Source organism: Luteibacter sp. 621 (assembly GCF_050435445.1).
Taxonomy (GTDB): Bacteria; Pseudomonadota; Gammaproteobacteria; order Xanthomonadales; family Rhodanobacteraceae; genus Luteibacter.
Map to the genome: position 1 here is coordinate 163,715 of NZ_JBNDKI010000006.1, position 21,010 is coordinate 184,724.

A 21,010-nucleotide genomic window follows, 5' to 3' on the forward strand; every position below is an offset into this window, starting at 1 on the left:
TCTTCCCATGGCACAAATCACTCTTATTGAAGCGGTGACCCAGGCGCTTGCCTACGAAATGCGCAACGACGATAGCGTCGTGGTGCTGGGCGAGGACGTGGGCGTCAACGGCGGCGTGTTCCGCGCCACCCAGGGCCTGCAGGAACAGTTCGGCGAAGAGCGCGTCATCGACACGCCGCTGGACGAAGGCACCATCGCCGGCCTCACCATCGGCCTGGCCGTGCAGGGCATGAAGCCGGTTGCCGAAGCGCAGTTCGAAGGCTTCATCTACCCGATGATGGAGCACATCGCCTGCCACGCCGCCCGCATGCGTAACCGCACGCGTGGCCGCATGACCGTTCCCGCCGTGTGGCGCGCCCCGTGGGGCGGCGGCATCCGTGCGCCGGAGCATCACTCCGAGGCAAACGAACACCTGTTCACCAACATCCCGGGCCTGCGCGTGGTCATGCCGTCGTCGCCGGCGCGTGCCTACGGCCTGCTTCTCGCCGCCATTCGCGATCCGGATCCGGTGATCTTCTTCGAGCCCAAGCGCATCTACCGCCAGTACAAGGAAGAAGTGCCCGATGACGGCGAGGCACTGCCGCTCGATGTGTGCTTCGTGCTGCGCGATGGCACCGACGTGACCCTGGTGACCTGGGGCGCGCAGGTGAAGGAATGCCTGGAAGCCGCCGATGAGCTGGCCCAGAAGGGCATCAGCGCCGAAGTCATCGATGTCGCCACGCTCACCCCGCTCGATTTCGACACGATCGCCGAATCGGTGACCAAGACCGGCCGTTGCGTCATCGTGCACGAAGCGCCGAAGACCGCCGGTTTCGGTGCCGAAATCGCCGCCCGCCTGTCCGAGGAGTGCCTGTACAGCCTGCTCGCCCCGGTCGAGCGCGTGACCGGCTTCGATACCCACATCCCGCTGTTCCGCCTGGAAATGAAGTACCTGCCCAGCGTTGAACGCATTGTCGAGGCCGCCGAGCGCACGCTCGCGGCATCCTGAGGAACCTATCCCCATGGCCGATATCAAGACCTTTTTCCTGCCGGACCTCGGCGAAGGCCTGCCCGACGCGACCGTCGTGGAATGGCACGTCAAGGAAGGCGACACGATCAAGCTCGATGCCCCGCTGGTATCGATGGAAACCGCGAAGGCCGTCGTCGACGTGCCCTCGCCCTACTCCGGCACCGTGAAGAAGCTGCACGGTGCCACCGGTGACATCATCGAAACCGGCGCTGCCCTGGCCGATTTCGAAATCGACCCGAACGCACGCCAGCGCGCCGAAGCCGAATCGACCGGCCATCACCATGGCCCGAAGAAGGGCGTCGGCTCGCCGGCCACCGATGATCCGTCGAAGGTGGTCGCCTCCGATGACGGCGGCGAGATCGATCCGCCGAAGGCCTCCGCCGATCGCGAAGACGAAGGCACCGTTGTCGGTGCCATGGTCAGCGGCAACGCCGTGCACACCGAACAGGTCTCCAGCGCCGGTGGCGTGAAGGCCGTCCCGGCCGTGCGTGCGGCTGCGAAAAAGCTCAAGGTTGACCTCACCCGCGTGCAGCCGACCGGCGCCGGTGGTGTCATCACCATGCAGGATGTGAAGAACGCCGCCGCCAACGGCAGCGCCGCCGTGGGTGCCGCCCCGGCGCGCCCGGCCGCGGCGCAGCACCTGGCACCGACGCTGCCGGAGCCGGGCCCCGCCCCGACCCGCACGCCGGTGTCGCTGGCCGGCAAGGCCGTCCGCACCGCGCCCCCGGGCAAGGAAGCGATGGGCCAGCCGGAACAGCTGAAGGGCGTTCGCCGCAACATGGCGCGCGTGATGGCCGATGCCCACGCCCAGGTCGTGCCGACCACCCTGGTGGACGATGCTGACCTGCACGCCTGGATCGGCAAGCAGGACATCACCGCCCGCCTGATCCGCGCGATCGTGGTGGCGTGCAAGACCGTGCCGGCGCTCAACGCCTGGTTCAACGGCAAGGACCTGACCCGCACGCTGCACCCGCACGTGGATATCGGCATTGCCGTGGATACCGAAGACGGCCTGTTCGTCCCGGCCCTGCGCAACGCCGATGTGCTGGACGGGGCGGGCATTCGTGCCGCGATCAAGCGCCTGCGCACCTCGGTGGAAGACCGCAGCATCCCGGCATCGGAGCTCTCCGGCTACACCATCAGCCTGAGCAACTTCGGCATGTTTGCCGGCCGTTACGCCACCCCGGTCGTCGTGCCGCCCACCGTCGCCATCATCGGCGCCGGCAAGCTCAGCCACGATGTGGTCGCCGTGATGGGCGGTATCGAAGTGCACCGCCGCATGCCGCTGTCGCTCACCTTCGATCACCGCGCCGCCACCGGTGGTGAGGCTGCGCGCTTCCTGAAGGCCATGATCGACGACCTGGGCCTGCCGAACTAAGCCCTGGTTGTTCAGCTGTATTCGGAACGCCGCCCCCGAAGGGCGGCGTTCTGCTTTTGTAGGAGCGGGCTTGCGCGCGATGGGTGCTAGCCGCAACCGTGGATCGCGCGCAAGCGCGCTCCTACACGAGCGTATCGCCGTGGTTTGGGGCATTTGGCGGTATCCTTGGCGCCATGCTTAACAACGATACCCTCCGTAGCATCCGCTACATGCTCGACCTGGGCGACGTGCACGTCGTCGATATCCTTGCGCTCACCGGCTTCAAGGCCACCCGCGAAGAGGTCGAGGCCTGGCTGAAGAAAGACGAAGAAGATCCCGGCTTCGCCGCCATGCCCGACACGGCCATGGCCCACTTCCTCGATGGCCTGATCATCCACCGCCGTGGCCGCGATGAAAGCCAGCCGCCACGCCCGGTCGAAACCCGGATCAACAACAACACCGTACTGAAGAAGTTGCGCGTCGCCTTCGAACTGAAGGAAGACGACATTCTCGCGATCATGGGCGAGGCTGGCTTCCGCGTATCCCGCGGCGAAGTGAACGCCCTCTTCCGGCAGCCCAAGCACAGCAACTTCCGCCTCTGCGGCGATCAGTTCCTGCGCAATTTTCTTAAGGGCCTGACGCTGCGCCTGCGCGGCAAATAAGCCCCAGGGGCCGCACCCGCGCTCCTACACGGGGCGGCTGCGTTTGCGCGGGTTCCAGATGACGTGGCGGATGATCAACGCCACCGCGAGTACGGCGACGAACGCGCCATAGCCGTACAACGCCGGCACCACCTGCTGCCAGATGGCGCCGCTCTTCGGTCCGAACTGATCGGCTGCCGGTAGTTCGACGGCGTCGTACGCGATCAATGCCGCCTGGATCGAAAGGACGACGGCCGCAACCAATGCCAGCGCATCGAAGGCACGCCGCGCGAAGCGGCGTGGCAACGATTTCGGATAAGCCCAATACGCCCAGCCGAGCACGATGAGCCAGGGCGCCAGCAACGTCAGTGCAAGGTAGCGCATGGGCTTACTCCTGGTCGGCGGCCAGTGCGTCCAGCGCTGAACGCAGGCGCAGGACGGCCGTGGCACGCGCCACTTCATCGGGATAGGGGGCGCCGTTGGCGACCACCTGGCCATCGATGGACAGCGCGACGTGATCACCCTGCGATTCGATCGTGGCGGCCGAACCGCCGACGGTGGAAAGCGCCTGGCGCACCTGCCCGGCGGCCTTCGGATCCGCAAACGGCACCGACAGCAGCAGCTCTTCGCCATCCGCACCGAACAGGCGGAAACGGAAGCTGCCATCGGCTTCGCGGAAGCTGGCAAAGCGCGGCGGCTTCGCCTTCGCAGAGGCCTTCTCGGTGACGGGCTCAGCCTTCACCGCGGGACGGAACGTGCGCAGGCCTACGGCATCACGCAGCTGTTCCAGCAGCGGCACGGCAATGGCACGCGCCTTCGCGGCACCGGCAAGCAGGATGTCCTCCATATCGTCCGGGCGCGACATCAGCGAGTCGTAGCGCTCGCGCATCGGTGCCACGTCGGCTTCGATCCGCTCGAACAGCACTTGCTTCGCTTCGCCCCAGCCAATGCCGCCGTGCAGTGCGTCGGCGAACGCCGCGGTTTCCGCCGGCGAGGCAAACGCCTTGAAGATGGTGAAGAGCGCCGAATCGTCCGTGTCTTTCGGCTCGCCCGGGGCGCGCGAATCGGTGACGATCTTCATGATCGCCTCGCGCAGCGCCTTGGAGCCGCCATCGAACAGCGGAATGGTGTTGTCGTAGCTCTTGGACATCTTGCGGCCATCGAGGCCCGGCAACGTGGCGACCTGCTCTTCGATCTGCACTTCCGGCAGCACGAAGTAATCGCGACCGTAGATGTGGTTGAAGCGCTGCGCAATATCGCGCGCCATCTCGATGTGCTGGATCTGGTCGCGGCCCACCGGCACCTTGTTGGCGTTGAACGCCAGGATGTCGGCCGCCATCAGCACGGGATACATGTAGAGGCCCGCTGTCACGCCGGCATCGGCGTCTTCCTGCTCGGCCACGTTCTTGTCCACCGCCGCCTTGTAGGCATGGGCGCGGTTAAGCAGGCCCTTGGCAGTGACACACGTCAGCAGCCACATCAGTTCCGGCACTTCCGGGATATCGGACTGACGGTAGATCGTGGCGGTGTTCGGATCGAGGCCGCCGGCCAGCCAGGTCGCGGTGATCTTCATGCGCGACGCGGCCACGCGATCGGCGTCATCGGCCTTGATCAGCGCGTGGTAGTCAGCCATGAAATAGAAGGCATCCACGTTGGGATCCCTGCTGACGACGATGGCGGGACGAATCGCCCCGGCATAGTTGCCGAGGTGGGGCGTGCCGGTGGTGGTGATACCGGTAAGGACACGGGTACGCATGGGGGCCTTGATACGAAACGGATGAAAACCGTTTGAGTGTAGCCCGCAGGCCCCACCCCGGGCGACCCCACCCTGCGGCACGGTGCCGCAAGGGGGTTACCGCATCAACGTCGACTTACCAAACAGCGACTCCACCAGCTCCACCGCCAGCTTCGCCGTCTGGTTCCGCTTATCAAACGCCGGGTTCAACTCCACGATATCCAGCGAGCCCACCCGCCCCGTATCGGCGATCATCTCCATCACCAGCTGGGCTTCGCGGTAATTCGGGCCGCCACGGACGGTGGTGCCCACGCCGGGGGCGATGGTCGGGTCGAGGAAATCCACGTCGAAGCTGACGTGCAGGTGGGTATCGTCGTCCACATCGGCCAGCGCCTCTTCCATGGCCGCCTTGATGCCGATTTCGTCGATGTAGCGCATATCGTAGATATCGATGCCCACCTCGTGGACCAGGCGCTTTTCGCCCTCATCCACCGAGCGGATGCCGATCTGGCGGATCACATCGGGCGAAATGGCCGGCACGGTGCCGCCAATGCGGGTGAGCTCATCCGGGCCGTGGCCACACAGGCAGGCGACCGGCATGCCGTGGATGTTGCCCGAGGGGGTGATGTTGCTGGTGTTGAAGTCGGCATGCGCATCCAGCCACAGCACGCGCAGCTTCTTGCCCTTCTCGCGGCAATGCCGGGCGACAGCCGAGATCGAGCCGATGGCCAGGCAGTGGTCGCCACCCAGCATGATCGGCAGGTGGCCATCGCTGAGCGCCCCGTAGATCGCCTCGTGGGTGGCCGTATTCCATGCCACGGCCTCCGGCAGGTGGCGGTAGCCGTTGGTGGGCGGCTGCCAGGGGTTCAGCGGGCCAGAGACGTTGCCGCGGTCGACCACGACCATGCCGCGCTTGGACAGGCGCTCGGCCAGCCGGGCAACGCGCAGGGCTTCCGGGCCCATGGAGCTGCCGCGGTGGCCGGCGCCGATATCGGTGGGGACGCCAACAAGGGCGACCGAACGGGTGGTAGGGCTCATGGTCAGGCTCAGTGGTTGGGGCTTTCGTGCACCAGGGGGCGGCCATCGGCGCGCCATGCATCGGCGCTGCCTTCCAGCAGGTGCACGTTGGTGTAGCCCAGGGATTGCAGGGTGTCGCGGGCACGCGCGGCGCGCTTGCCCGATTTGCAGTAGATGACCAGTTCCTGGTCGCGCTTGACGCCCAGGGCGCCGTTACGGGCAGCCACCTCGTCTACCGGGACGTTGAGAGCGCCAGCAAGGTGGCCCTCGCGGTATTCGGCCGGCGTGCGCACATCCAGCAGCGCAGGGGCATCGTGCGAGGCCATCCGCCCCGCGAGTTCATCGCGGGAGACATCCTGCGCCCACACCGCGAACGGCAGGGAAAACAGGGCGCACACCAACGACACGCGGAAAGTTCTCATTCCGCAAGTTTACACCGGGGGGTGTCACAGCCACGTTGCAGTGCGGCAGGCCGGCGGCCGGACTACATGCGCAGCCGCCTTTGCCCTACATCGAAGCCTGGTCTGCGCCGCTCTTTTGAAAACTATAATTTTTATAGGCTACTGTCCTTCACGTTCGGACTGTGCCGCTCGAACCGCACGTTCTCGTTATCACTGCCTTTTGGGTATCGTAACTATGCATCACTACCTCACCAGCGGACTCAGCAATATCTGGCTCGCAAACGGCTACCGATACGGTGATAGTCCGTACGGCCCGACAGTCGCGATCGCGGACATTCCGGGGCTCAGCAAGGCAATCGCCACCGCATTGGTCACGAAGTCTTCGGCACTGAGCGGCACCGAGATCCGCTTTCTCCGCAAACATATGGAGCTCTCACAGGAATCGCTCGCTGTGCTCATCGGAATCGGCGTGCAGTCGGTTGCCATGTGGGAGAAGGACCGATCTGCCATGCCACGCCCGTCTGAAAAATTGCTGCGACTTATTGTGCTCGGCTTCTGCAATGGCCACGCCACCATTCGCAAAGCCATCGACGAGATCAATATCGATGATGCCGTGAAACACGAGGATCGACTCACGTTCCGCGAGGACGGAAACAAGTGGCAACGCATGGGGTGATCTGGAACCGAAGATGTGTAGGGAAAGCCTTACACAACCGCACGTTATTGCGGCCGATTGCGCGCACTGGATCGCATTCTCAGTTCGCGAATCCCGATTAGCCTTTAGTGGCTGGCGCCCGCCAGCAGGGGAAGTAAATCAACTACAAGGCTGCCCTCGGGGCAGGAGGCTATGTCATGCGCTCTCTCATGAAGATCGTTTGCGTGGTATCAGTAGTGCTCTCGGGCGGCGTTGCCGCACCGGCGATGGCAGCCCGCAGCGATATGTCTTCGTATGCGTATTTCGACGCTGCGGGTAATTTCGTCGGCCAGTCGCTTTGGAGCTGCGAGAACAAACATTTCGAAGGCGGCGAGGTGACGTCTTACATGGTCGCGCAGACGTACCCGTGCTATCCCGGGTATGAAGGTGATCAGCAATCTGGCTGGGAGCCTGCCGACGTTTGGTCGCACCTCCCTCCGGGGATCACGCAAGACCAGGCTTGCGCCGTCCTCGCCAACAAGGGCGATTCGTGCGGCTTCGCGCCTAACTATTCGCCCGCCGTGTTCGTGTACCAGTAGCCGATGTAAAAAAAGCCCGCATCACTGCGGGCTTTTTCGTCATTCTGGTGCCGGCACCCGGATTCGAACTGGGGACCTACCGCTTACAAGGCGGTTGCTCTACCAACTGAGCTATGCCGGCGAAGGCGGGGAGTTTATCAGAAGCAGCCCGTGGGTCGAGCCGTCGCGGGGGCGCGGATGGCACGGCGGATGTCGTTGCCCGCATCGTCGGGCACGACCACATCCAGCCACCACACCGGGGTGGTTTCGGTGCGCTCGCTCATGCGGGCCGGGAAACCCGACGCGATCACTTCATCGCGGCGCTTTCGGGCGTTCGCGGGGTCGTGGAACAAGCCCAGCGCCACGGAGTTCTGCAGCTCGCCCTGGGCGGTGACCACGAAGTAATCCTTGATGCCTTTGGCCTCCAGGCGTTTGGCCTGGGCCAGCGCCTGCTCGCGCGTCGCCTGCGCCGGCAGGAACACCCGCCAGCCGTGCGATTCGGTGGTCTGTTCCTGGCGCTGGCGGCTGCGGACGGTACGCGCGGCCAGGGTCGTGCGCGCAGTGCGCAGATCCACCTGGGTCGAGAACGGGCCCACGGCGAGGCAGCGGTAGCTGCGCTTGGCGCTGGTGGGGACAGTAGCCGGTGGGGCGGGAGCTTCCGCCACCGTCTTTTCGGCCTCGGGCGCCTGCGCCGGTTTCGGCGGCGTCGGTGCCGGATTGGCGGCAGCGTTAACCGGCGGCGTGGCGACAGGCGTCGCTGGCTTTTCGATGGCAGCGCCAGCGCTGGCCCGAGCGGCCGAAACCGCGGCCGGCGGAGCCACCGCGGCAGTGCTCGACGAACCTGCCGGCGCCGCGCTCGAGGCCACCGGCAACTCGGTCAGCAGCTTCAGCTCGGGCACGCCCTTATCCGAAGGCTCCACGGCGTGCGTGCTGCTTTCGCCCAGCAACAGCCAGGCGGCCACCGCGATATTGAGGGCGATCAGCAGTACGAACAGCAAACGCAGCAGCATGGTGGCCTTACGTGTTGAAGTGGGCCTGCGCGCGTTCCCCTGTAAGAACCGGCAGCGACTGGATTCTATGGGATTTTCGGGCGATCAGGCGTGCGTTCTGGCCCAGACGGCAAGGCCACGTAGCACGGCATCGGGAACGATGCTGACGCTATGTTCCAGAAGAGGCGCCAGCAACTCGGCATCGCCGCCCCCCAGCGTAATACTGGGCGCGCCGCCAAGCTGCGGGGCCGCCCGGCGAACGAACCGATCGACCAGCGCCGCGCTGGCTTGCCAGCAGCCAGAGGCGAGGCCGTCGGCGGTATTGTCGGCCAGGTCGCGCACGGCGCCGGCCTGGGTCGGCCGCACCTGCACGGTGGCGCCAAGCACGGACTGCTGCATAAGCAGCGGGCCGGGCGCGATCCAGCCGCCGAGGTGGCGGCCTTCGGCATCCAGCGCATCCAGGGTCAGGGCGGTACCGACGCTGGCGAGCACACAGGGCGCCCTGCCCGCATCCCACGCATCCACGAGCGCGAGGAAACGATCCACACCGAGGCGCTGTGGTTCGGCGTACGCGTTGCGCACGCCACAGGCTTCCGCCGGCGTACGCACCCAGGTGGGCTCGCGCCCAAATACTTTCCCGGCGGCCACGGCCACCGCCGTTTCGCGCGCACCATCCACCACCGAGGCGCCGACCACCCGATCGGGCCGCGGCCAGGCGGCCCACAACGTGGCGAGTTCATGGGCGATATCCGCATCCCAACCGAACGCGCCGCGATGGGTGAAGTCGCCGCCGTCGTACAGGGCGAACTTCAGGCGGGTATTGCCCAGGTCCAGCAGCAGGATCATGGCGCGCTCCTGCGTACAGAGACCTCGGCGCTATCTACCGTGACGAGCTCGCCTTCCGGCTTGCGCACGCGCAGTGCGCCGCGCTCATCAATGCCTTCGCCGGTTGCGAGGTATTCACCGCGCGGATCGATCACGCGCAGCGGCTGGCCGTGGAGCAAATCGCTGGCGGCGTATTCCTTCGCGAACGCGGCAAAGCCCTGGCGCTCAAACGAACGCAGGCCTTCAGCGAGCGAACTGATGACGGCGGCTGCCACGCGGTTGCGATCCGGCGGCTGACCGCCGCTCAAGGCGGCCAGATCGGTAATCGGCTGGCCCGCGCGCTCGTGCAGGCTATCGGGCAGGCGGATGTTGAGGCCGACACCGATCACGGCGGCGCAGGGACCGGAATATTCGCCCGAGAGCTCGACCAGAATGCCGGCCAGCTTGGCGTTGCCGGCAAGCACGTCGTTCGGCCACTTCAGGCCGGCGGTGCGGATACCCACCTCGTCGAGCGCGCGAAGCAACATCACGCCGACCGCCAGCGACAAGCCGGAAAGCGATGCAAAGCCGCCATCGAAGCGCTTGAGCACCGAGAGGTAGAGGTTCATGCCCGGGGGGGACAGCCAGGTGCGTCCGCGGCGCCCGCGCCCGGCCGACTGGGTCTCGGCCAGCACGAAGGCCAGGTCGTCCAGCACCGGGTTACGCCGGGCCAGCTCGCTGGAGGTGGAGTCGATATCCCAATGCACCTCGAGCATGCCGATATGCGGCAAGACCGCTGGCGGGCACGCGGCGCGGATGGCCTGGGCATCGAGCAGCTGGGTCGGCCACGGCAGGCGGTAACCGCCGCCCACCTTGGCCTCGACGGGCACGCCTTTCAGGCGCAGGGCTTCCATCTGTTTCCAGACGGCGGCGCGGGTCACGCCGGCCTGGCGGGCCAGGGAGGCGCCGGACACGGCGTCGCCGCCGGCAAGGGCTTCGAGTAGGTCGCGTGCGAGCATGGGTGCCGTCGGGCCGTCAGGCGGCCCCTGCCGGGGGTAGAGGAAACGGGGACATCCGCTGATTCTAGGGCAGGCGAAAGGATTTCGCCCGGGTCCCGGCCCATGAGCCCCACCGCGGACGAACCACACTGGCGCCCCTGTGAATTTTCTGCGAGGATCGGTCGTCCCCCCGTATTGTCCGGGGGCCTTGGGGTTTACCGATGAACGCCAGACCGTACATCTTCGGATGTCTGTGCCTCGTCGGTGCCACCGGCACCGCCGCCGCTTCTGACATCGACCCATCCGCCGGCCTGTTTTCCATGGGCGGGGCGGCCGCGTCGTCGTCGTTTGAAGGCTCGGCAGGCCGTTCGCAGGGAAGTGCGCCCCACGACAGCGCCACGGGCGGGGATGTCATGTCCACGCGTCCCGGCAACGCCAACCGCGCCAGCGGCGGCTCGTCAGCTTCCTCCTCGCCCACCGTCGATCCCGACGATGCGAACCGCGATGGCCCGGCCCCCATCCGCGCACCGGCACCGAGCTGGCAGTCGCTGCTCCCGGGGTCCATGCTCTGATTTTTCGCGGTTGGCAGCGCTGGCTGGCGCGTTTTCGTGCGCCAGTGCCTCCCATCGATGACGCGCGCTGGAACGAGGCGGTGGCCAGGGTGCCGCTTGCCCGCGCGCTCGATGCGCCACGCCTGCACTACCTGCGCCAGCTCACCGCGCTGTTCCTGCACACCAAGCGCTTCCACGCCCTGGGTGGTGCCGAGCTCGACGCCTTCTGGACCCTGGTGATCGCCATGCAGGCCAGCCTGCCTGCCCTGCCCCGTGGGCCGAAAGCCTTCAAGGGCTGGACCAACGTGCTGGTGTACCCCGGCGAGTTCAACGTGCGGCGCAATCATCGCGATGCGCAAAGCGGCGTCGTCACCGAACGCGATGACACGCTGATTGGCGAGGCGTGGGACCGCGGCCCCATGGTGCTCTCGCTGGCGGATGTAAAGCTGGATATCGAAGCGCCCTGGGATGGCTTCAACGTCGTGGTGCACGAGATGGCGCACAAGCTGGATATGCTCGCCGCGCCCGTGAACGGCGTCCCTCCCTTGCTCGCCGGCATGAACCGGCGCGAATGGATCGCCACGATGCAGGCGGCGTTCGACCGCCAGGTGAAACAGGTGGAGCGTGGGCGCGAGACGGCGATTGATCCGTATGCCGCCGAGGCACCGGAAGAGTTTTTCGCGGTGACCAGCGAGCTGCATTTTTCGCAGCCCGCGGTGCTGCGCGCGGCGGAGCCGAAGGTGGCGAAGTTGTTGGCCGATTTTTATGGGCCCTCGCCTGCGCCGTAGGGTTGCCGCGAGCGGGCTATCGCGCGCAAGCGCGCTCCTACAACAGCAGTGTCGCTCAGGCGGGGGGGATGTTTACGCGGAAGCGGGCACCGCCCAGTTCTTCGGAATGGTCAACGTGCAGCGTGCCCTGGTAGGCCTTGATGATGTCCTGCACGATCGACAGGCCGATGCCGTGGCCTTGCACCTTTTCGTCGCCACGCACGCCACGTTGAAGGATCTTTTCGATCTTCTCATCGGGAATGCCCGGGCCGTCGTCTTCCACGATCAGCTCCAGGCCATTGCGGCCACTCTTGCCCTGGCGCTTGGCCCGTGCGGTAAGCAGCACGCGGTGCGAGGCCCACTTGAAGGCGTTCTCGACCAGGTTACCCATGAGCTCCAGCAAGTCACCCTGCTCGCCCGGGAACGCCACGCCATCTTCGAGTTCGAATTCGCACAGCACGTTCTTTGCGGCGTAGACCTTCTCCAGGCTCTGCACCAGGTCTTCCGCGTGGCCGGCGATCGGCTCTTCCGATGCGATGGTGCGCCGGCCCGAGGTTGCTGCGCGTGAAAGCTGGTACGCGACGATCTCGTCCATCTTGCGCACCTGATCCAGGATATCGCCGCGCAGGCTGCGCGCGTCATTATCCGTTTCCAGCTGCGAGCGGATCACGGCCAATGGCGTCTTCAGGCTGTGCGCTAGGTCGGCCAGCGTATCGCGGTAACGCGTGCGTTGTTCGCGTTCGCTGTCGATAAAGGCATTGAGGCGGCGGGTAAGGACGGTCAGCTCGACCGGGTACGGGCCATCGAGATGATCGCGCGTGCCGCGCTCGATCAGCGCCAGATCGCTGGATACGCGGCGCAACGGCAACAGGCTCCAGCGCAGCAGGAACAGCTGCAGCAGCATCAGCATCATGCCGAGCATGGCCAGCCACAGGAACTGCGTACGCCGGTAGGTGGCGACCTGGCGCTCGAACTGGTCTTCGGTTTGCGCCACGGCAAAGGTCAGCGGGACGCTGCGCTTGTCCGTGCTATCCAGCGAGACGCCGTAGCTGAAGACGTACAACTTGCCGCTGCGGGTTTCCACCGGCTCGAACGCGGTTTCGCCCGGGGAGAGCATGCGCACGAAATCGAAATCACGCCCCATGGTGGACGTGACCGCCGACGACGACTCCCAACGGAAGCCGTCGTTGCCAATGATGATGGCGTACAACCCGGAATTCGGCCGCGAGAAATCCGGGTTGGGCTGGCTATCGGGCGTGGTGACCTTGCCGGCACGGGTGATGTCCGTACCGGTGATATAGGCAATGGCGTAGTTGTGCAGCCGGTCGTGCATGGCCGACAGCTCGGACGCGTAGTTTGCCTTGTTCTGCGCGAGGCCGGTCAGGCCAAGGAACGCCGCCAGCGCAAAGCCGGTGGCGAGCGCCGCACGCGCGGCCAGCGACAGGGGCCGGCGTTTGGTCGAAGAAGCGGTGTCCATGCTTCGCAAATACCTTCATGGCGGCGGGCGTCGTGCCGCGCCGCCACGATACTCTCAGTCTTCGTCCGCTTCGTTGCGCGGGATCGCGAAACGGTAGCCACGGCCGCGCACGGTTTCGATGGGCTTGAGCGCGCTTTCCGGATCGAGCTTGCGGCGCAGGCGGCCGATAAACACTTCCAGCACGTTCGAATCGCGGTCGAAATCCTGCTGGTAGATGTGTTCGGTGAGGTCGGCCTTGGAGACCAGCTCGCCAGCATGGAGCATCAGGTACTCAAGCACCTTGTACTCGTAGCTGGTGAGGTCCACCTGGCGGCCTTCGACGGTCACGGTCTGGGCCGTGGTATCCAGCTTGATCGGGCCGCAGGCCAGCACCGGCTTGGACCAACCGCTCGCGCGGCGGACCAGGGCATTGATGCGGGCCAGCAGCTCTTCCACGTGGAAGGGCTTGACCAGGTAATCGTCGGCGCCGTGCTTCAGGCCTTCCACCTTATCCTGCCAGCTACCGCGGGCGGTAAGGATCAGGATGGGGTAGCGCTGGCCGTGCTCGCGCAGGGCCTTGACCAGGTCCATGCCGGAAAGCTTGGGCAGGCCCAGGTCGATGATGGCGAGATCGAACGGGACCTCGCGACCAAGGTAGAGGCCTTCTTCGCCATCCTGGGCGGCATCGACGGCGAAGCCATCGCGCTTCAGGCGCGCCGCGAGGGTTTCGCGCAGCGGGGCTTCGTCCTCAACGAGCAGGATTCGCATTAATGTCTCTCCTTGTTATCCCCGGCGGAAGCATCCAGGGGCTTGGCAGTTTCGGTTCGAAGGGGCACCACTTTCACGTGCCCGTCCAGTGTGAGGACCTTGACCCGGTATTCGGTGATGCGGCCGCGCTCGACCAGACGGGTGTCCGCCGAAAGCACCTTCCCCCCGGTATCTTTCTGCACCTTCGCTACCGCCTGTTCCAGCGTCATCGACTGCTGGGCCAGGGCGGCAAAAGGGGCGCCGGCACAGATGGCGGCGAAAATTAGCGGACGGAACGTGATTTTCATGTCTGGCGCGGTGGCATGCGATTCGGGCCGATCATGCCGAGCGCCGCCCCGCCTGAAGCTGAACGAAACTTAGGCCGCCCGGCGCAGGGGGGCCATGGCCGACGCGATAAGCCCCCAATCCGCCCCCGGAAGGTGGGCGCCCTCCGACAGCTGGCGGCGGAAACCACGGGCACCGGGCTCGCCCTGGTAAAGCCCCAGGATGTGCCGGGTGATGTGTTTCAGGGCCGTACCACGGGCCAGTTCGGCCTCGATATAGATACGCATCCGCTCCAGGACATCTGCCCGGTCGGCCAGGGGGGCGCCGTAAAGCGCCGTCTCCAGTTGGGCCAGCACGAACGGGTCGTGGTAGGCCGCCCGGCCCAGCATCACCCCATCCACGCGGGCCAGGTGCTCCTGTACCGCCTCGACCGTGGTAATGCCCCCGTTGATGACGATGGTGAGGTCGGGGAATTCCTGCTTCAGGCGGTAGACCCGGCCGTAATCGAGCGGCGGGATCTCCCGGTTCTCCTTCGGGCTGAGCCCCTCCAGCCAGGCCTTGCGGGCATGTACGACCAGGATCTTCACCCCCGCCTGCACCATCACCTGGGTGAAGTGCTGCAGGTCGGCGTATTCATCCTGGTTATCCACGCCAATGCGGCACTTCACCGTCACCGGCACGTCCACCACATCGGCCATGGCCCGCACGCACTCACCCACCAGTTCGGGCTCGCGCATGAGGCAGGCGCCGAACTTGCCGGACTGGACCCGATCGGACGGGCAGCCCACGTTGAGGTTGATCTCGTCGTACCCCGCCCGGGCGCCGAGGATCGCCGCCTGGGCCAGCTCAGCGGGGTCGCTGCCGCCCAACTGAAGGGCGACCGGGTGCTCCTCATGACTGTGCTCCAGCAGGCGCAACTGGCCGCCGCGCACTAGCGCGGCACTGGTCACCATCTCGGTATACAGGCGGGCATGCGGCGAAAGCAGACGGTGGAAGTACCGGCAATGCCGGTCCGTCCAATCCATCATAGGGGCTACCGTGAGGCGAAAGGCTGAGGGGTCAATGGGTTGCATGGGGGCATTTTAGCAACCCCGGCGCTCAAGCGTTTGGCGCCGGCTTGCCTTCCGGCGCCGCCGCTACCGTCACGTACAGTTCCTGGCCGCCTTGATAATGCCCATGCCCGGCTGACCGTGCGGCTTCTCGGTATGGATTACGACCAATGATTTGCCTTTGTCGCCATCGCCGATATCGACCACGGCCACATTCACCGGTTGTGGTCCCGCGGTAACAAGCAGCGTCTGGTGCGACCCGCCCTTGCTTTCACTAGCGCTACTGGCCGGGAAATCTTTCTGAACTGCCGGAAGCATGCAGGCGACGAATTGTTCGGGCGTTCGCGTCGTCCCCATCGTCGTGATGGGCGACGTGCGGGTAACGGCCTCCTGCGCCATGGCGACGACAGGCGTGGCCAAACCCATCCATCCCGCGATGATCAAAGTGCGCATGGTGACTCTCCTTATCTCGCGTTGTGTTGCACCCAAACAACGGGTTGGAAACAAAAGACCGGCGCGTCAGATCACTTAGGGGCGTAACTCACTTAACGGCCGCCAGCCACTTCAGCAATGCAGCGGACAACTCCGTACGTTGATCGGAGTACGCATGATCGGTAGGCAGGTGCAGCGTCGTTACGCGCGTATCGCCGGATTTTTTCAGTGCATCCGCAAAGGCGTTGTCCGCCGGTGCAAGCCCATCATCGGATGTAATGACGAATGCCGGCCGCGACTTCAACGTATCGACCTTTGCGAGGAACGACCAGGTCGCTGCATGATCGGCCACCTGCTGGGCCAGGCTCTCGGGCGTACAACCGCTGAGTGGGGCCATACCCTCCTTGGCCAGGCCGGCCGCCATGGCTTTTACTGCCTCCGGCTTCGTGCCTTTGAGCTGCCCGAACATCTGGGCGAAGTCGGCGCCGGAAATCATGGCGATCCCCTTGATGGCCGGATCGGCGGCGGCGCCCTGCACAGCCATGAAGCCCCCCATGCTGTGGCCGACCAGGACGATACGCGAGGGATCCGCCCGCAGGCGTTTTGCGTTGCCGGGATCGCGCAGGTAGCCGATGGCCGAGGCGACATCTTCTATGGCGTGGGCGAACGAGAAATCGCCGGACGACCCCCACGATCCGCGGTAGTTGAAGAACAGGACATCCCAGCCGGCGCGCCGCATGTCCTGGGCCAGATCCAGGTTCCGTTCGTTCCCAGGAAAGCCGTGCAACAGGATGACCACGGGGTGCGGCCCTTCGCCTGCCGCGACGTAAACCAGCGCGTTCATCAGGCCGCCGTGGCTGGGGATCTGCATCGTTTCCATCGAGGCTTTGGCAGTGGCCGGGATAGCGGCCTGCGGAGCGGTTGGCTTCTCATCGGCAAGCGCCGGCATCGCGACCAAGGTCAGGCATAACCACAGTGCGAGACATTCCCTACGCATCGTCATACCCCACTCCCCAAGGAAGAAAGAAACGGAACCACTACCCACGGCTACCGGCCGATCTTAGCGCACGGACCGCCTCGCGAGCCCGGGGTGCAATGCCTGTGCAACATCCGGCGTCACGCCCGGGGAAACAGCCGGTAACGAGCTTTCGATAGTGTGACGCCGCTCAACGACGAAGTCGGTGTGAGCCGGCTCCAGCCAGGCGCGGGCACCGAGCAACGAGGCTCGACATGCCCGCAACCTCGGGCGTGGCGGGAAAGTATTGCGCCCCATTCCACTACCGAGGCATTCCAGGATGAATAAGCAACTGACGCTCAAAGCTGTTCGTGCCGCCCTTCCCTTGCTGATGGTTGCCGTGGCGCTGCCCGCTGCTGCCTTCAACAAGAACGCCTATGTGGCGAACCAGGTAGACAACACGGTATCGGTGATCGATACCACCCGCAATGTCGTCACGGCATCGATCCCGGTGGGCAACACGCCCTTGGGCGTCGCCGTCAGCCCGGATGGCGACAAGGTCTATGTCACCAACGCCAGCGACAATACGGTGTCCGTCATCAAGGCCGCCACCAACGCCGTGGTTGCCTCCATCCCCGTCGGCGGCTTTCCGTTAGGCGTGACCGTCAGCCCGGATGGTCGTTCGGCGTACGTAACCAACGCCAATGACAACACGGTCTCGGTCATCGACACGGCCAGCTACACGGTGGTCAATTCGCTGCCCGTCGGCAACCTTCCGTTCGCCGTGGCCGTGGGCCCGACCGGCAGGTTCATCTACACCGCCAACGAAGGCGAAAACACCGTTTCTGTCGTCGATACGCGCACGAAGCAGCTCGTGGCGAGCGTGCCGGTCGGCGTGGCACCGATCGGCCTGGATGTCGGCCCGTTTGGCGCGCGCGTCTACGTCGCCAACCAGGGTTCGAACAGCGTTTCGGTGATCGATACGTCGAGCAACACGGTGAAGTCCACCATCGCGACCGGCAATAGTTCGGACGCCGTCGCCGCCAGCCTGCTGGGTACGCGCGCCTACGCCTCCAACCTGGCCGATGGCACGGTCTCGGTGATCGATGCGATGAGCAACAAGGTCATCGCCACGGTTCCGGTCGGCGTTGCGCCGGGCCCGCTCGCCGTCAGCCTCCCTCTCGGTCGCGTGTTTGTCACCAACTCCGGCTCGAACACAGTCTCGGTGATCAACCCGATCAGCAACAAGGTCGTGGCCACCGTCACCGTTGGCAACGCGCCGTCGGCTATCGCGGTGCAGCCGGAGTAAGCCAGGCTGGCGCGCGCTGACCATGCGCGCGTGACTTGCAAAGGAGCGGCCACCCCTGATCAGGTGGCCGTTTCTGTGTCAGCCGGGTACGTTTACTGCCCTTCGGGCGGCTGCCACAACTCGACCTTGTTCCCTTCCGGGTCGATCACCCAGCCGAATTTTCCGTATTCGGAGTCATCGACTTTATCGAGCACGTTGCAGCCTTCGTCGCGCAGGACTTTGACCAGGGCATGCAGGTCATCGACACGGTAATTGATGGTGAAAGGCTGGCCTTCGGGTACCTGGCCATCGGCGCCGGAGGAAATGGACCAGATGGTGGAACCGGCGTACGCCTTGCCTTCGTCATCGGTCCACGTAAATGCCGCGCCACCCCACGGCTGTACATCGATGCCCAGGTGTTTCTGGTACCAGGCGCGCAACGCGGGCGCATCCTTCGCCTTGAAGAAAATGCCGCCAATGCCGGTGACTCGTTTCATGGAACCTCCTGGACGGGTTGGGTACGGTCGACGCGAGGCTGAACCCCGGTAGCATCGCGCAAATCCTGCCGCGCCGGTACATCGGGTGAAACCGATACGTTGGTGCAATCGAACAGGCCCCGGCCCTGATGTAATTCTTGTCCGCCCCACGCCTGCGCCGGAGCCCACCCATGAATCGAATCCTTACCCGGGCGACCCTCGCCGTGGGGCTGGCAGTGGGCTGTGCTACGTCGGTCCAAGCGGCCGCAGTGCCTCCGTTCGATGGGGCCACCGGTTGGCTCAACGCGAAGCCGCTGGTCGATGCCGATCTCCGCGGCAAAGTCATCGTCGTCAACTTCTGGACGTATTCCTGCATCAATTCGCTGCGCCAGGTGCCCTATGTGCGCGCGTGGGCAGAGAAGTACAAAAACGAGGGTCTCGTGGTCATCGGCGTGCATTCCCCGGAGTTCGGCTTTGAGCGCGATGCGGGCAATATCCAACGGGCCGTGGGTGAGTATGGCGTCACGTATCCCGTGGCTATCGATAGCGACCATCGGGTCTGGAATACCTTCCACAACGAATACTGGCCGGCGCTCTATTTCATCGATGCCAAGGGCATGGTGCGTCATGCCGAATTCGGTGAAGGCAATTACGACAAGTCCGAACGACTGATCCGTCAGCTGCTTGCCGAGGCGGGCCATAAGCCCGTGGAGGGCCCGCTCGTTGCCCCCACAGGCCAGGGCGCGGAGGCGCCGGCGGATACCGACGACGAACGCTCGCCCGAGACCTACACCGGTTACGGGCGCACCGAGCAGTTCGCATCGGCAGGGGGCGTGGTCCAGGATCAGCGCCACGCCTACGAAGCACCCAGGAACCTTCCGTTGAACCACTGGGGGCTGGCCGGTGACTGGACCATGGGGCGCGAGTTCGCGACATCGCATGGCCCGGGTAGCAGGATCGTTTACCGGTTCCACGCCCGCGACCTGCACCTGGTGCTTGGGCCCGCGGCGAAGGGCGCGAGCCTTCGCTATCGCGTCACCATGGACGGCAAGCCGCCGGGCGAGGCCCATGGCGTCGATACCGACGCCAACGGCAATGGCACGATCAGCCAGCCACGCATGTACCAGCTGATCCGGCAGACACCGCCCATCACCGACCACGTCTTCGAGATCGAATTCCTCGATCCCGGTGCCCAGGCTTATTCGTTTACGTTCGGCTGAGCGATCCGACACACTGTTATAATGTTTCACTTCTCAAAGTGGAGCGCACCGTGTCGTCGTTCTCCGATCCCCAGGCCGTCGCCCGCTACGCGGAAGGCCCCGTACGCCAGGTTCCCGGTTTCCATGGCATGCAGCAGATGGCTGCCATCCTCCTCGCCGAAGCGGTACCGCATGGCGGCACGGTACTCGTCCTCGGCGCCGGTGGCGGGCTTGAGTTGAAGGCGTTTGCCGAAGCACAGCCCGGCTGGACGTTTGTCGGTGTCGATCCCTCCGCCGAGATGCTTAAGCTCGCCCATGCAACGCTCGGCGCGCTGGCGTCGCGAGCCGTGCTCCATGAAGGCTATATCGACACCGCCCCGTCCGGGCCGTTCGATGGCGCGACATGCCTGCTGACCCTGCACTTTCTCAACGCCGACGAACGCCTGCACACCCTGCGCGAACTCCGCGGCCGGCTCCGCCCGGGTGCGCCACTGGTCGTGGCCCACCATAGCTTTCCGCTCGAAAACGGAGCCCGGGAGCGCTGGCTGGCCCGTTACGCCGCATTTGCGACCGTATCAGGCGTTCCAGCGAAGGATGCAGCGAACGCATCGGTGGCAATCAGCGCGCGCCTTCCGTTGCTTTCACCCGAACAGGATGAAGCGCTGTTGCGTGAAGCCGGCTTCGAAAACGTCGAGCCGTTCTACGCTGGCTTTACGTTTCGTGGCTGGGTGGCCTACAACCGATCACCGTGAAGCGCGCCGGCGGCAACGCTGCGTAGCGCGTTGCTTATGTGCTGCAACGTGGTGGAACGCACACCGGCGCATTGCCAATAGAGCGGCACGTCGAGGACTCGCGCTTCGTCGATGATCGCGACCTGCCCGGCGGCGAGCGCGGGCTGCGCCAGCAGGTCTGGCGCAAGGCACCAGCCAAGCCCTTTGCCCGCCGCCTCCACGAAGCCCGTGGAGGTCGGCAGGTAATGGATCGGCGGCGCTACTTTGGCGCGCGTGACGCGACGGATGAACCGGGCCTGCAGTTCGTCCTTCCGGTTAAAGACGATCATGGGCGCCTCGGCCAGCGACAGCGCATCCATGCCCTTGGGAAAGTAACGGCGAACATAAGCGGGCGATGCGATCGCGTGGTAGCGCATGCGGCCCAGCGGATACACGTTGCAGCCTTGCAGGGGCTTACGCTCCGACGTGATCGCCCCCAGCACGGCGCCCTCGCGCAGGTGATCCAGCGTGTGGTCCTGGTCATCCACGCGCACATCGAAGAAGTAACCGTACTGCTCGTGCAAGGCCGCCAGCGCGGTGACCACCCACGTATGCAACGAATCGTCGTTCACGGCGATGCCGATAGGGCGAAGCTGGGAAGGACGTACTTCTTCAGGCAGGAAATCGGCCATCGCCTCGGCCTCAAGCGCCTGCATGGGCCGGAGCCGTTGTAGCAACCGCTCGCCCGCTGCGGTGGGCTTGCAGGGGAACTGGCGCACGACCAATACCTGGCCTAGCCGGTCTTCCAGCGCCTTGATTCGCTGCGACACCGCCGACGGCGTCACGGCCAGGCGGCGCGCGGCGGCCTCGAACGTGCCCTCTTCGATGATGGCGGCAAACGCTGCTAGCTGCGGATGAAGAAGATCCATGCC

The 21,010-nt window shown here is 65.3% G+C and carries 25 protein-coding genes and 1 tRNA gene; 10 read left to right on the top strand and 16 right to left on the bottom strand.

Annotated features, from left to right (window positions below; genetic code table 11):
- The first annotated feature begins 7 nt into the window (after positions 1–7).
- The 3 genes from ABIE56_RS09250 to ABIE56_RS09260 all read left to right on the top strand — a co-directional run bounded on the left by ABIE56_RS09250 (position 8) and on the right by ABIE56_RS09260 (position 3,028).
- On the top strand, positions 8–988 hold the full coding sequence (locus ABIE56_RS09250; protein WP_429243519.1) for an alpha-ketoacid dehydrogenase subunit beta: 981 nt from the start codon (positions 8–10) through the stop codon (positions 986–988).
- A gap of 13 nt (positions 989–1,001) precedes the next feature.
- On the top strand, positions 1,002–2,387 hold the full coding sequence (locus ABIE56_RS09255; protein WP_429243520.1) for a dihydrolipoamide acetyltransferase family protein: 1,386 nt from the start codon (positions 1,002–1,004) through the stop codon (positions 2,385–2,387).
- Positions 2,388–2,560: 173 nt separating this feature from the next.
- The gene (locus ABIE56_RS09260) at positions 2,561–3,028 is read left to right on the top strand and encodes a DUF1456 family protein (protein WP_429243521.1); all 468 of its coding nucleotides are present in this window, start codon (positions 2,561–2,563) and stop codon (positions 3,026–3,028) included.
- Positions 3,029–3,052: 24 nt separating this feature from the next.
- On the opposite strand, the gene ABIE56_RS09265 is transcribed toward ABIE56_RS09260, so the two are convergent.
- The 4 genes from ABIE56_RS09265 to ABIE56_RS09280 form a co-directional block, all read right to left on the bottom strand.
- Positions 3,053–3,391 carry a hypothetical protein gene (locus ABIE56_RS09265; protein ID WP_429243522.1) on the bottom strand — a complete coding sequence of 113 codons (339 nt, stop codon included), beginning with the start codon at positions 3,389–3,391 and terminating at the stop codon, positions 3,053–3,055.
- 4 nt (positions 3,392–3,395) lie between these two features.
- Entirely contained in the window at positions 3,396–4,763 is a 1,368-nt protein-coding gene (locus tag ABIE56_RS09270) for a tryptophan--tRNA ligase (protein ID WP_429243523.1), read from the bottom strand.
- A 96-nt stretch (positions 4,764–4,859) separates the two neighbouring features.
- On the bottom strand, positions 4,860–5,780 hold the full coding sequence (gene rocF / locus ABIE56_RS09275) for an arginase (RefSeq protein ID WP_429243524.1): 921 nt from the start codon (positions 5,778–5,780) through the stop codon (positions 4,860–4,862).
- A gap of 8 nt (positions 5,781–5,788) precedes the next feature.
- Positions 5,789–6,181 (bottom strand): rhodanese-like domain-containing protein, encoded by a 393-nt coding sequence (locus ABIE56_RS09280; RefSeq protein WP_429243525.1) that lies wholly within the window; start codon positions 6,179–6,181, stop codon positions 5,789–5,791.
- A 214-nt stretch (positions 6,182–6,395) separates the two neighbouring features.
- On the opposite strand from ABIE56_RS09280, the gene ABIE56_RS09285 reads away from it, so the two are divergent.
- Complete coding sequence (locus ABIE56_RS09285; RefSeq protein WP_429243526.1) at positions 6,396–6,836, top strand: helix-turn-helix domain-containing protein; 441 nt, start codon at positions 6,396–6,398, stop codon at positions 6,834–6,836.
- 176 nt (positions 6,837–7,012) lie between these two features.
- Positions 7,013–7,393 (top strand): DUF6289 family protein, encoded by a 381-nt coding sequence (locus ABIE56_RS09290; RefSeq protein WP_429243527.1) that lies wholly within the window; start codon positions 7,013–7,015, stop codon positions 7,391–7,393.
- A gap of 45 nt (positions 7,394–7,438) precedes the next feature.
- On the opposite strand, the gene ABIE56_RS09295 is transcribed toward ABIE56_RS09290, so the two are convergent.
- The 4 genes from ABIE56_RS09295 to ABIE56_RS09310 all read right to left on the bottom strand — a co-directional run bounded on the left by ABIE56_RS09295 (position 7,439) and on the right by ABIE56_RS09310 (position 10,184).
- Positions 7,439–7,514: transfer RNA gene (locus tag ABIE56_RS09295), tRNA-Thr, on the bottom strand.
- A 16-nt stretch (positions 7,515–7,530) separates the two neighbouring features.
- Positions 7,531–8,382: an SPOR domain-containing protein gene (locus ABIE56_RS09300; protein WP_429243528.1), complete on the bottom strand. Its 852-nt coding sequence runs from the start codon at positions 8,380–8,382 to the stop codon at positions 7,531–7,533.
- Between the two features lie 84 nt (positions 8,383–8,466).
- Positions 8,467–9,207 (bottom strand): type III pantothenate kinase, encoded by a 741-nt coding sequence (locus ABIE56_RS09305; protein ID WP_429243529.1) that lies wholly within the window; start codon positions 9,205–9,207, stop codon positions 8,467–8,469.
- Entirely contained in the window at positions 9,204–10,184 is a 981-nt protein-coding gene (locus ABIE56_RS09310; protein WP_429243530.1) for a biotin--[acetyl-CoA-carboxylase] ligase, read from the bottom strand. The genes ABIE56_RS09305 and ABIE56_RS09310 overlap by 4 nt, the downstream gene beginning before the upstream one ends.
- A gap of 200 nt (positions 10,185–10,384) precedes the next feature.
- Here ABIE56_RS09310 and ABIE56_RS09315 point away from each other — a divergent pair, with 200 nt between their 5' ends.
- Together ABIE56_RS09315 and ABIE56_RS09320 are read left to right on the top strand one after the other, a co-directional pair.
- Positions 10,385–10,735 (top strand): hypothetical protein, encoded by a 351-nt coding sequence (locus ABIE56_RS09315; RefSeq protein ID WP_429243531.1) that lies wholly within the window; start codon positions 10,385–10,387, stop codon positions 10,733–10,735.
- Positions 10,736–10,779: 44 nt separating this feature from the next.
- Positions 10,780–11,502 (top strand): zinc-dependent peptidase, encoded by a 723-nt coding sequence (locus ABIE56_RS09320; RefSeq protein ID WP_429243532.1) that lies wholly within the window; start codon positions 10,780–10,782, stop codon positions 11,500–11,502.
- A 55-nt stretch (positions 11,503–11,557) separates the two neighbouring features.
- Here ABIE56_RS09320 and ABIE56_RS09325 read toward each other — a convergent pair whose 3' ends face one another.
- The 6 genes from ABIE56_RS09325 to ABIE56_RS09350 all read right to left on the bottom strand — a co-directional run bounded on the left by ABIE56_RS09325 (position 11,558) and on the right by ABIE56_RS09350 (position 16,453).
- The gene (locus ABIE56_RS09325; RefSeq protein WP_429243533.1) at positions 11,558–12,958 is read right to left on the bottom strand and encodes an ATP-binding protein; all 1,401 of its coding nucleotides are present in this window, start codon (positions 12,956–12,958) and stop codon (positions 11,558–11,560) included.
- A gap of 54 nt (positions 12,959–13,012) precedes the next feature.
- Complete coding sequence (locus ABIE56_RS09330) at positions 13,013–13,705, bottom strand: response regulator transcription factor (RefSeq protein WP_036115892.1); 693 nt, start codon at positions 13,703–13,705, stop codon at positions 13,013–13,015.
- On the bottom strand, positions 13,705–13,992 hold the full coding sequence (locus ABIE56_RS09335) for a PepSY domain-containing protein (protein WP_247433309.1): 288 nt from the start codon (positions 13,990–13,992) through the stop codon (positions 13,705–13,707). The genes ABIE56_RS09330 and ABIE56_RS09335 overlap by 1 nt, the downstream gene beginning before the upstream one ends.
- Positions 13,993–14,061: 69 nt before the next feature.
- Positions 14,062–15,042: a tRNA dihydrouridine(20/20a) synthase DusA gene (dusA, locus tag ABIE56_RS09340; protein WP_429243534.1), complete on the bottom strand. Its 981-nt coding sequence runs from the start codon at positions 15,040–15,042 to the stop codon at positions 14,062–14,064.
- Between the two features lie 69 nt (positions 15,043–15,111).
- Positions 15,112–15,471, bottom strand: coding sequence for a hypothetical protein (locus tag ABIE56_RS09345; protein ID WP_429243535.1), 360 nt, complete (start codon positions 15,469–15,471; stop codon positions 15,112–15,114).
- Positions 15,472–15,559: 88 nt separating this feature from the next.
- Positions 15,560–16,453 carry an alpha/beta hydrolase family protein gene (locus ABIE56_RS09350; protein WP_429243536.1) on the bottom strand — a complete coding sequence of 298 codons (894 nt, stop codon included), beginning with the start codon at positions 16,451–16,453 and terminating at the stop codon, positions 15,560–15,562.
- Between the two features lie 292 nt (positions 16,454–16,745).
- On the opposite strand from ABIE56_RS09350, the gene ABIE56_RS09355 reads away from it, so the two are divergent.
- Complete coding sequence (locus ABIE56_RS09355) at positions 16,746–17,714, top strand: beta-propeller fold lactonase family protein (protein ID WP_429243537.1); 969 nt, start codon at positions 16,746–16,748, stop codon at positions 17,712–17,714.
- 92 nt (positions 17,715–17,806) lie between these two features.
- Here ABIE56_RS09355 and ABIE56_RS09360 read toward each other — a convergent pair whose 3' ends face one another.
- Positions 17,807–18,190, bottom strand: a complete 384-nt coding sequence (locus tag ABIE56_RS09360) for a VOC family protein (protein WP_429243538.1) — start codon at positions 18,188–18,190, stop codon at positions 17,807–17,809.
- A 170-nt stretch (positions 18,191–18,360) separates the two neighbouring features.
- On the opposite strand from ABIE56_RS09360, the gene ABIE56_RS09365 reads away from it, so the two are divergent.
- Both ABIE56_RS09365 and ABIE56_RS09370 read left to right on the top strand, forming a co-directional pair.
- Positions 18,361–19,389 carry a thioredoxin family protein gene (locus tag ABIE56_RS09365; protein WP_429243539.1) on the top strand — a complete coding sequence of 343 codons (1,029 nt, stop codon included), beginning with the start codon at positions 18,361–18,363 and terminating at the stop codon, positions 19,387–19,389.
- 50 nt (positions 19,390–19,439) lie between these two features.
- Positions 19,440–20,120, top strand: coding sequence for a class I SAM-dependent methyltransferase (locus ABIE56_RS09370; RefSeq protein ID WP_429243540.1), 681 nt, complete (start codon positions 19,440–19,442; stop codon positions 20,118–20,120).
- Here ABIE56_RS09370 and ABIE56_RS09375 read toward each other — a convergent pair.
- The gene (locus tag ABIE56_RS09375; protein ID WP_429243541.1) at positions 20,102–21,007 is read right to left on the bottom strand and encodes a LysR family transcriptional regulator ArgP; all 906 of its coding nucleotides are present in this window, start codon (positions 21,005–21,007) and stop codon (positions 20,102–20,104) included. The two genes, ABIE56_RS09370 and ABIE56_RS09375, sit on opposite strands and share 19 nt — an antisense overlap.
- Positions 21,008–21,010 lie beyond the last annotated feature (3 nt).

Coding starts and splice junctions, on each gene's coding strand:
- ABIE56_RS09250 (WP_429243519.1), top strand. CDS start 8: ATGGCACAAATCACTCTTATTGAAGCGGTGACCCAGGCGCTTGCCTAC.
- ABIE56_RS09255 (WP_429243520.1), top strand. CDS start 1,002: ATGGCCGATATCAAGACCTTTTTCCTGCCGGACCTCGGCGAAGGCCTG.
- ABIE56_RS09260 (WP_429243521.1), top strand. CDS start 2,561: ATGCTTAACAACGATACCCTCCGTAGCATCCGCTACATGCTCGACCTG.
- ABIE56_RS09265 (WP_429243522.1), bottom strand. CDS start 3,391: ATGCGCTACCTTGCACTGACGTTGCTGGCGCCCTGGCTCATCGTGCTC.
- ABIE56_RS09270 (WP_429243523.1), bottom strand. CDS start 4,763: ATGCGTACCCGTGTCCTTACCGGTATCACCACCACCGGCACGCCCCAC.
- rocF (WP_429243524.1), bottom strand. CDS start 5,780: ATGAGCCCTACCACCCGTTCGGTCGCCCTTGTTGGCGTCCCCACCGAT.
- ABIE56_RS09280 (WP_429243525.1), bottom strand. CDS start 6,181: ATGAGAACTTTCCGCGTGTCGTTGGTGTGCGCCCTGTTTTCCCTGCCG.
- ABIE56_RS09285 (WP_429243526.1), top strand. CDS start 6,396: ATGCATCACTACCTCACCAGCGGACTCAGCAATATCTGGCTCGCAAAC.
- ABIE56_RS09290 (WP_429243527.1), top strand. CDS start 7,013: ATGCGCTCTCTCATGAAGATCGTTTGCGTGGTATCAGTAGTGCTCTCG.
- ABIE56_RS09300 (WP_429243528.1), bottom strand. CDS start 8,382: ATGCTGCTGCGTTTGCTGTTCGTACTGCTGATCGCCCTCAATATCGCG.
- ABIE56_RS09305 (WP_429243529.1), bottom strand. CDS start 9,207: ATGATCCTGCTGCTGGACCTGGGCAATACCCGCCTGAAGTTCGCCCTG.
- ABIE56_RS09310 (WP_429243530.1), bottom strand. CDS start 10,184: ATGCTCGCACGCGACCTACTCGAAGCCCTTGCCGGCGGCGACGCCGTG.
- ABIE56_RS09315 (WP_429243531.1), top strand. CDS start 10,385: ATGAACGCCAGACCGTACATCTTCGGATGTCTGTGCCTCGTCGGTGCC.
- ABIE56_RS09325 (WP_429243533.1), bottom strand. CDS start 12,958: ATGGACACCGCTTCTTCGACCAAACGCCGGCCCCTGTCGCTGGCCGCG.
- ABIE56_RS09330 (WP_036115892.1), bottom strand. CDS start 13,705: ATGCGAATCCTGCTCGTTGAGGACGAAGCCCCGCTGCGCGAAACCCTC.
- ABIE56_RS09335 (WP_247433309.1), bottom strand. CDS start 13,992: ATGAAAATCACGTTCCGTCCGCTAATTTTCGCCGCCATCTGTGCCGGC.
- dusA (WP_429243534.1), bottom strand. CDS start 15,042: ATGCAACCCATTGACCCCTCAGCCTTTCGCCTCACGGTAGCCCCTATG.
- ABIE56_RS09345 (WP_429243535.1), bottom strand. CDS start 15,471: ATGCGCACTTTGATCATCGCGGGATGGATGGGTTTGGCCACGCCTGTC.
- ABIE56_RS09350 (WP_429243536.1), bottom strand. CDS start 16,453: ATGACGATGCGTAGGGAATGTCTCGCACTGTGGTTATGCCTGACCTTG.
- ABIE56_RS09355 (WP_429243537.1), top strand. CDS start 16,746: ATGAATAAGCAACTGACGCTCAAAGCTGTTCGTGCCGCCCTTCCCTTG.
- ABIE56_RS09360 (WP_429243538.1), bottom strand. CDS start 18,190: ATGAAACGAGTCACCGGCATTGGCGGCATTTTCTTCAAGGCGAAGGAT.
- ABIE56_RS09365 (WP_429243539.1), top strand. CDS start 18,361: ATGAATCGAATCCTTACCCGGGCGACCCTCGCCGTGGGGCTGGCAGTG.
- ABIE56_RS09375 (WP_429243541.1), bottom strand. CDS start 21,007: ATGGATCTTCTTCATCCGCAGCTAGCAGCGTTTGCCGCCATCATCGAA.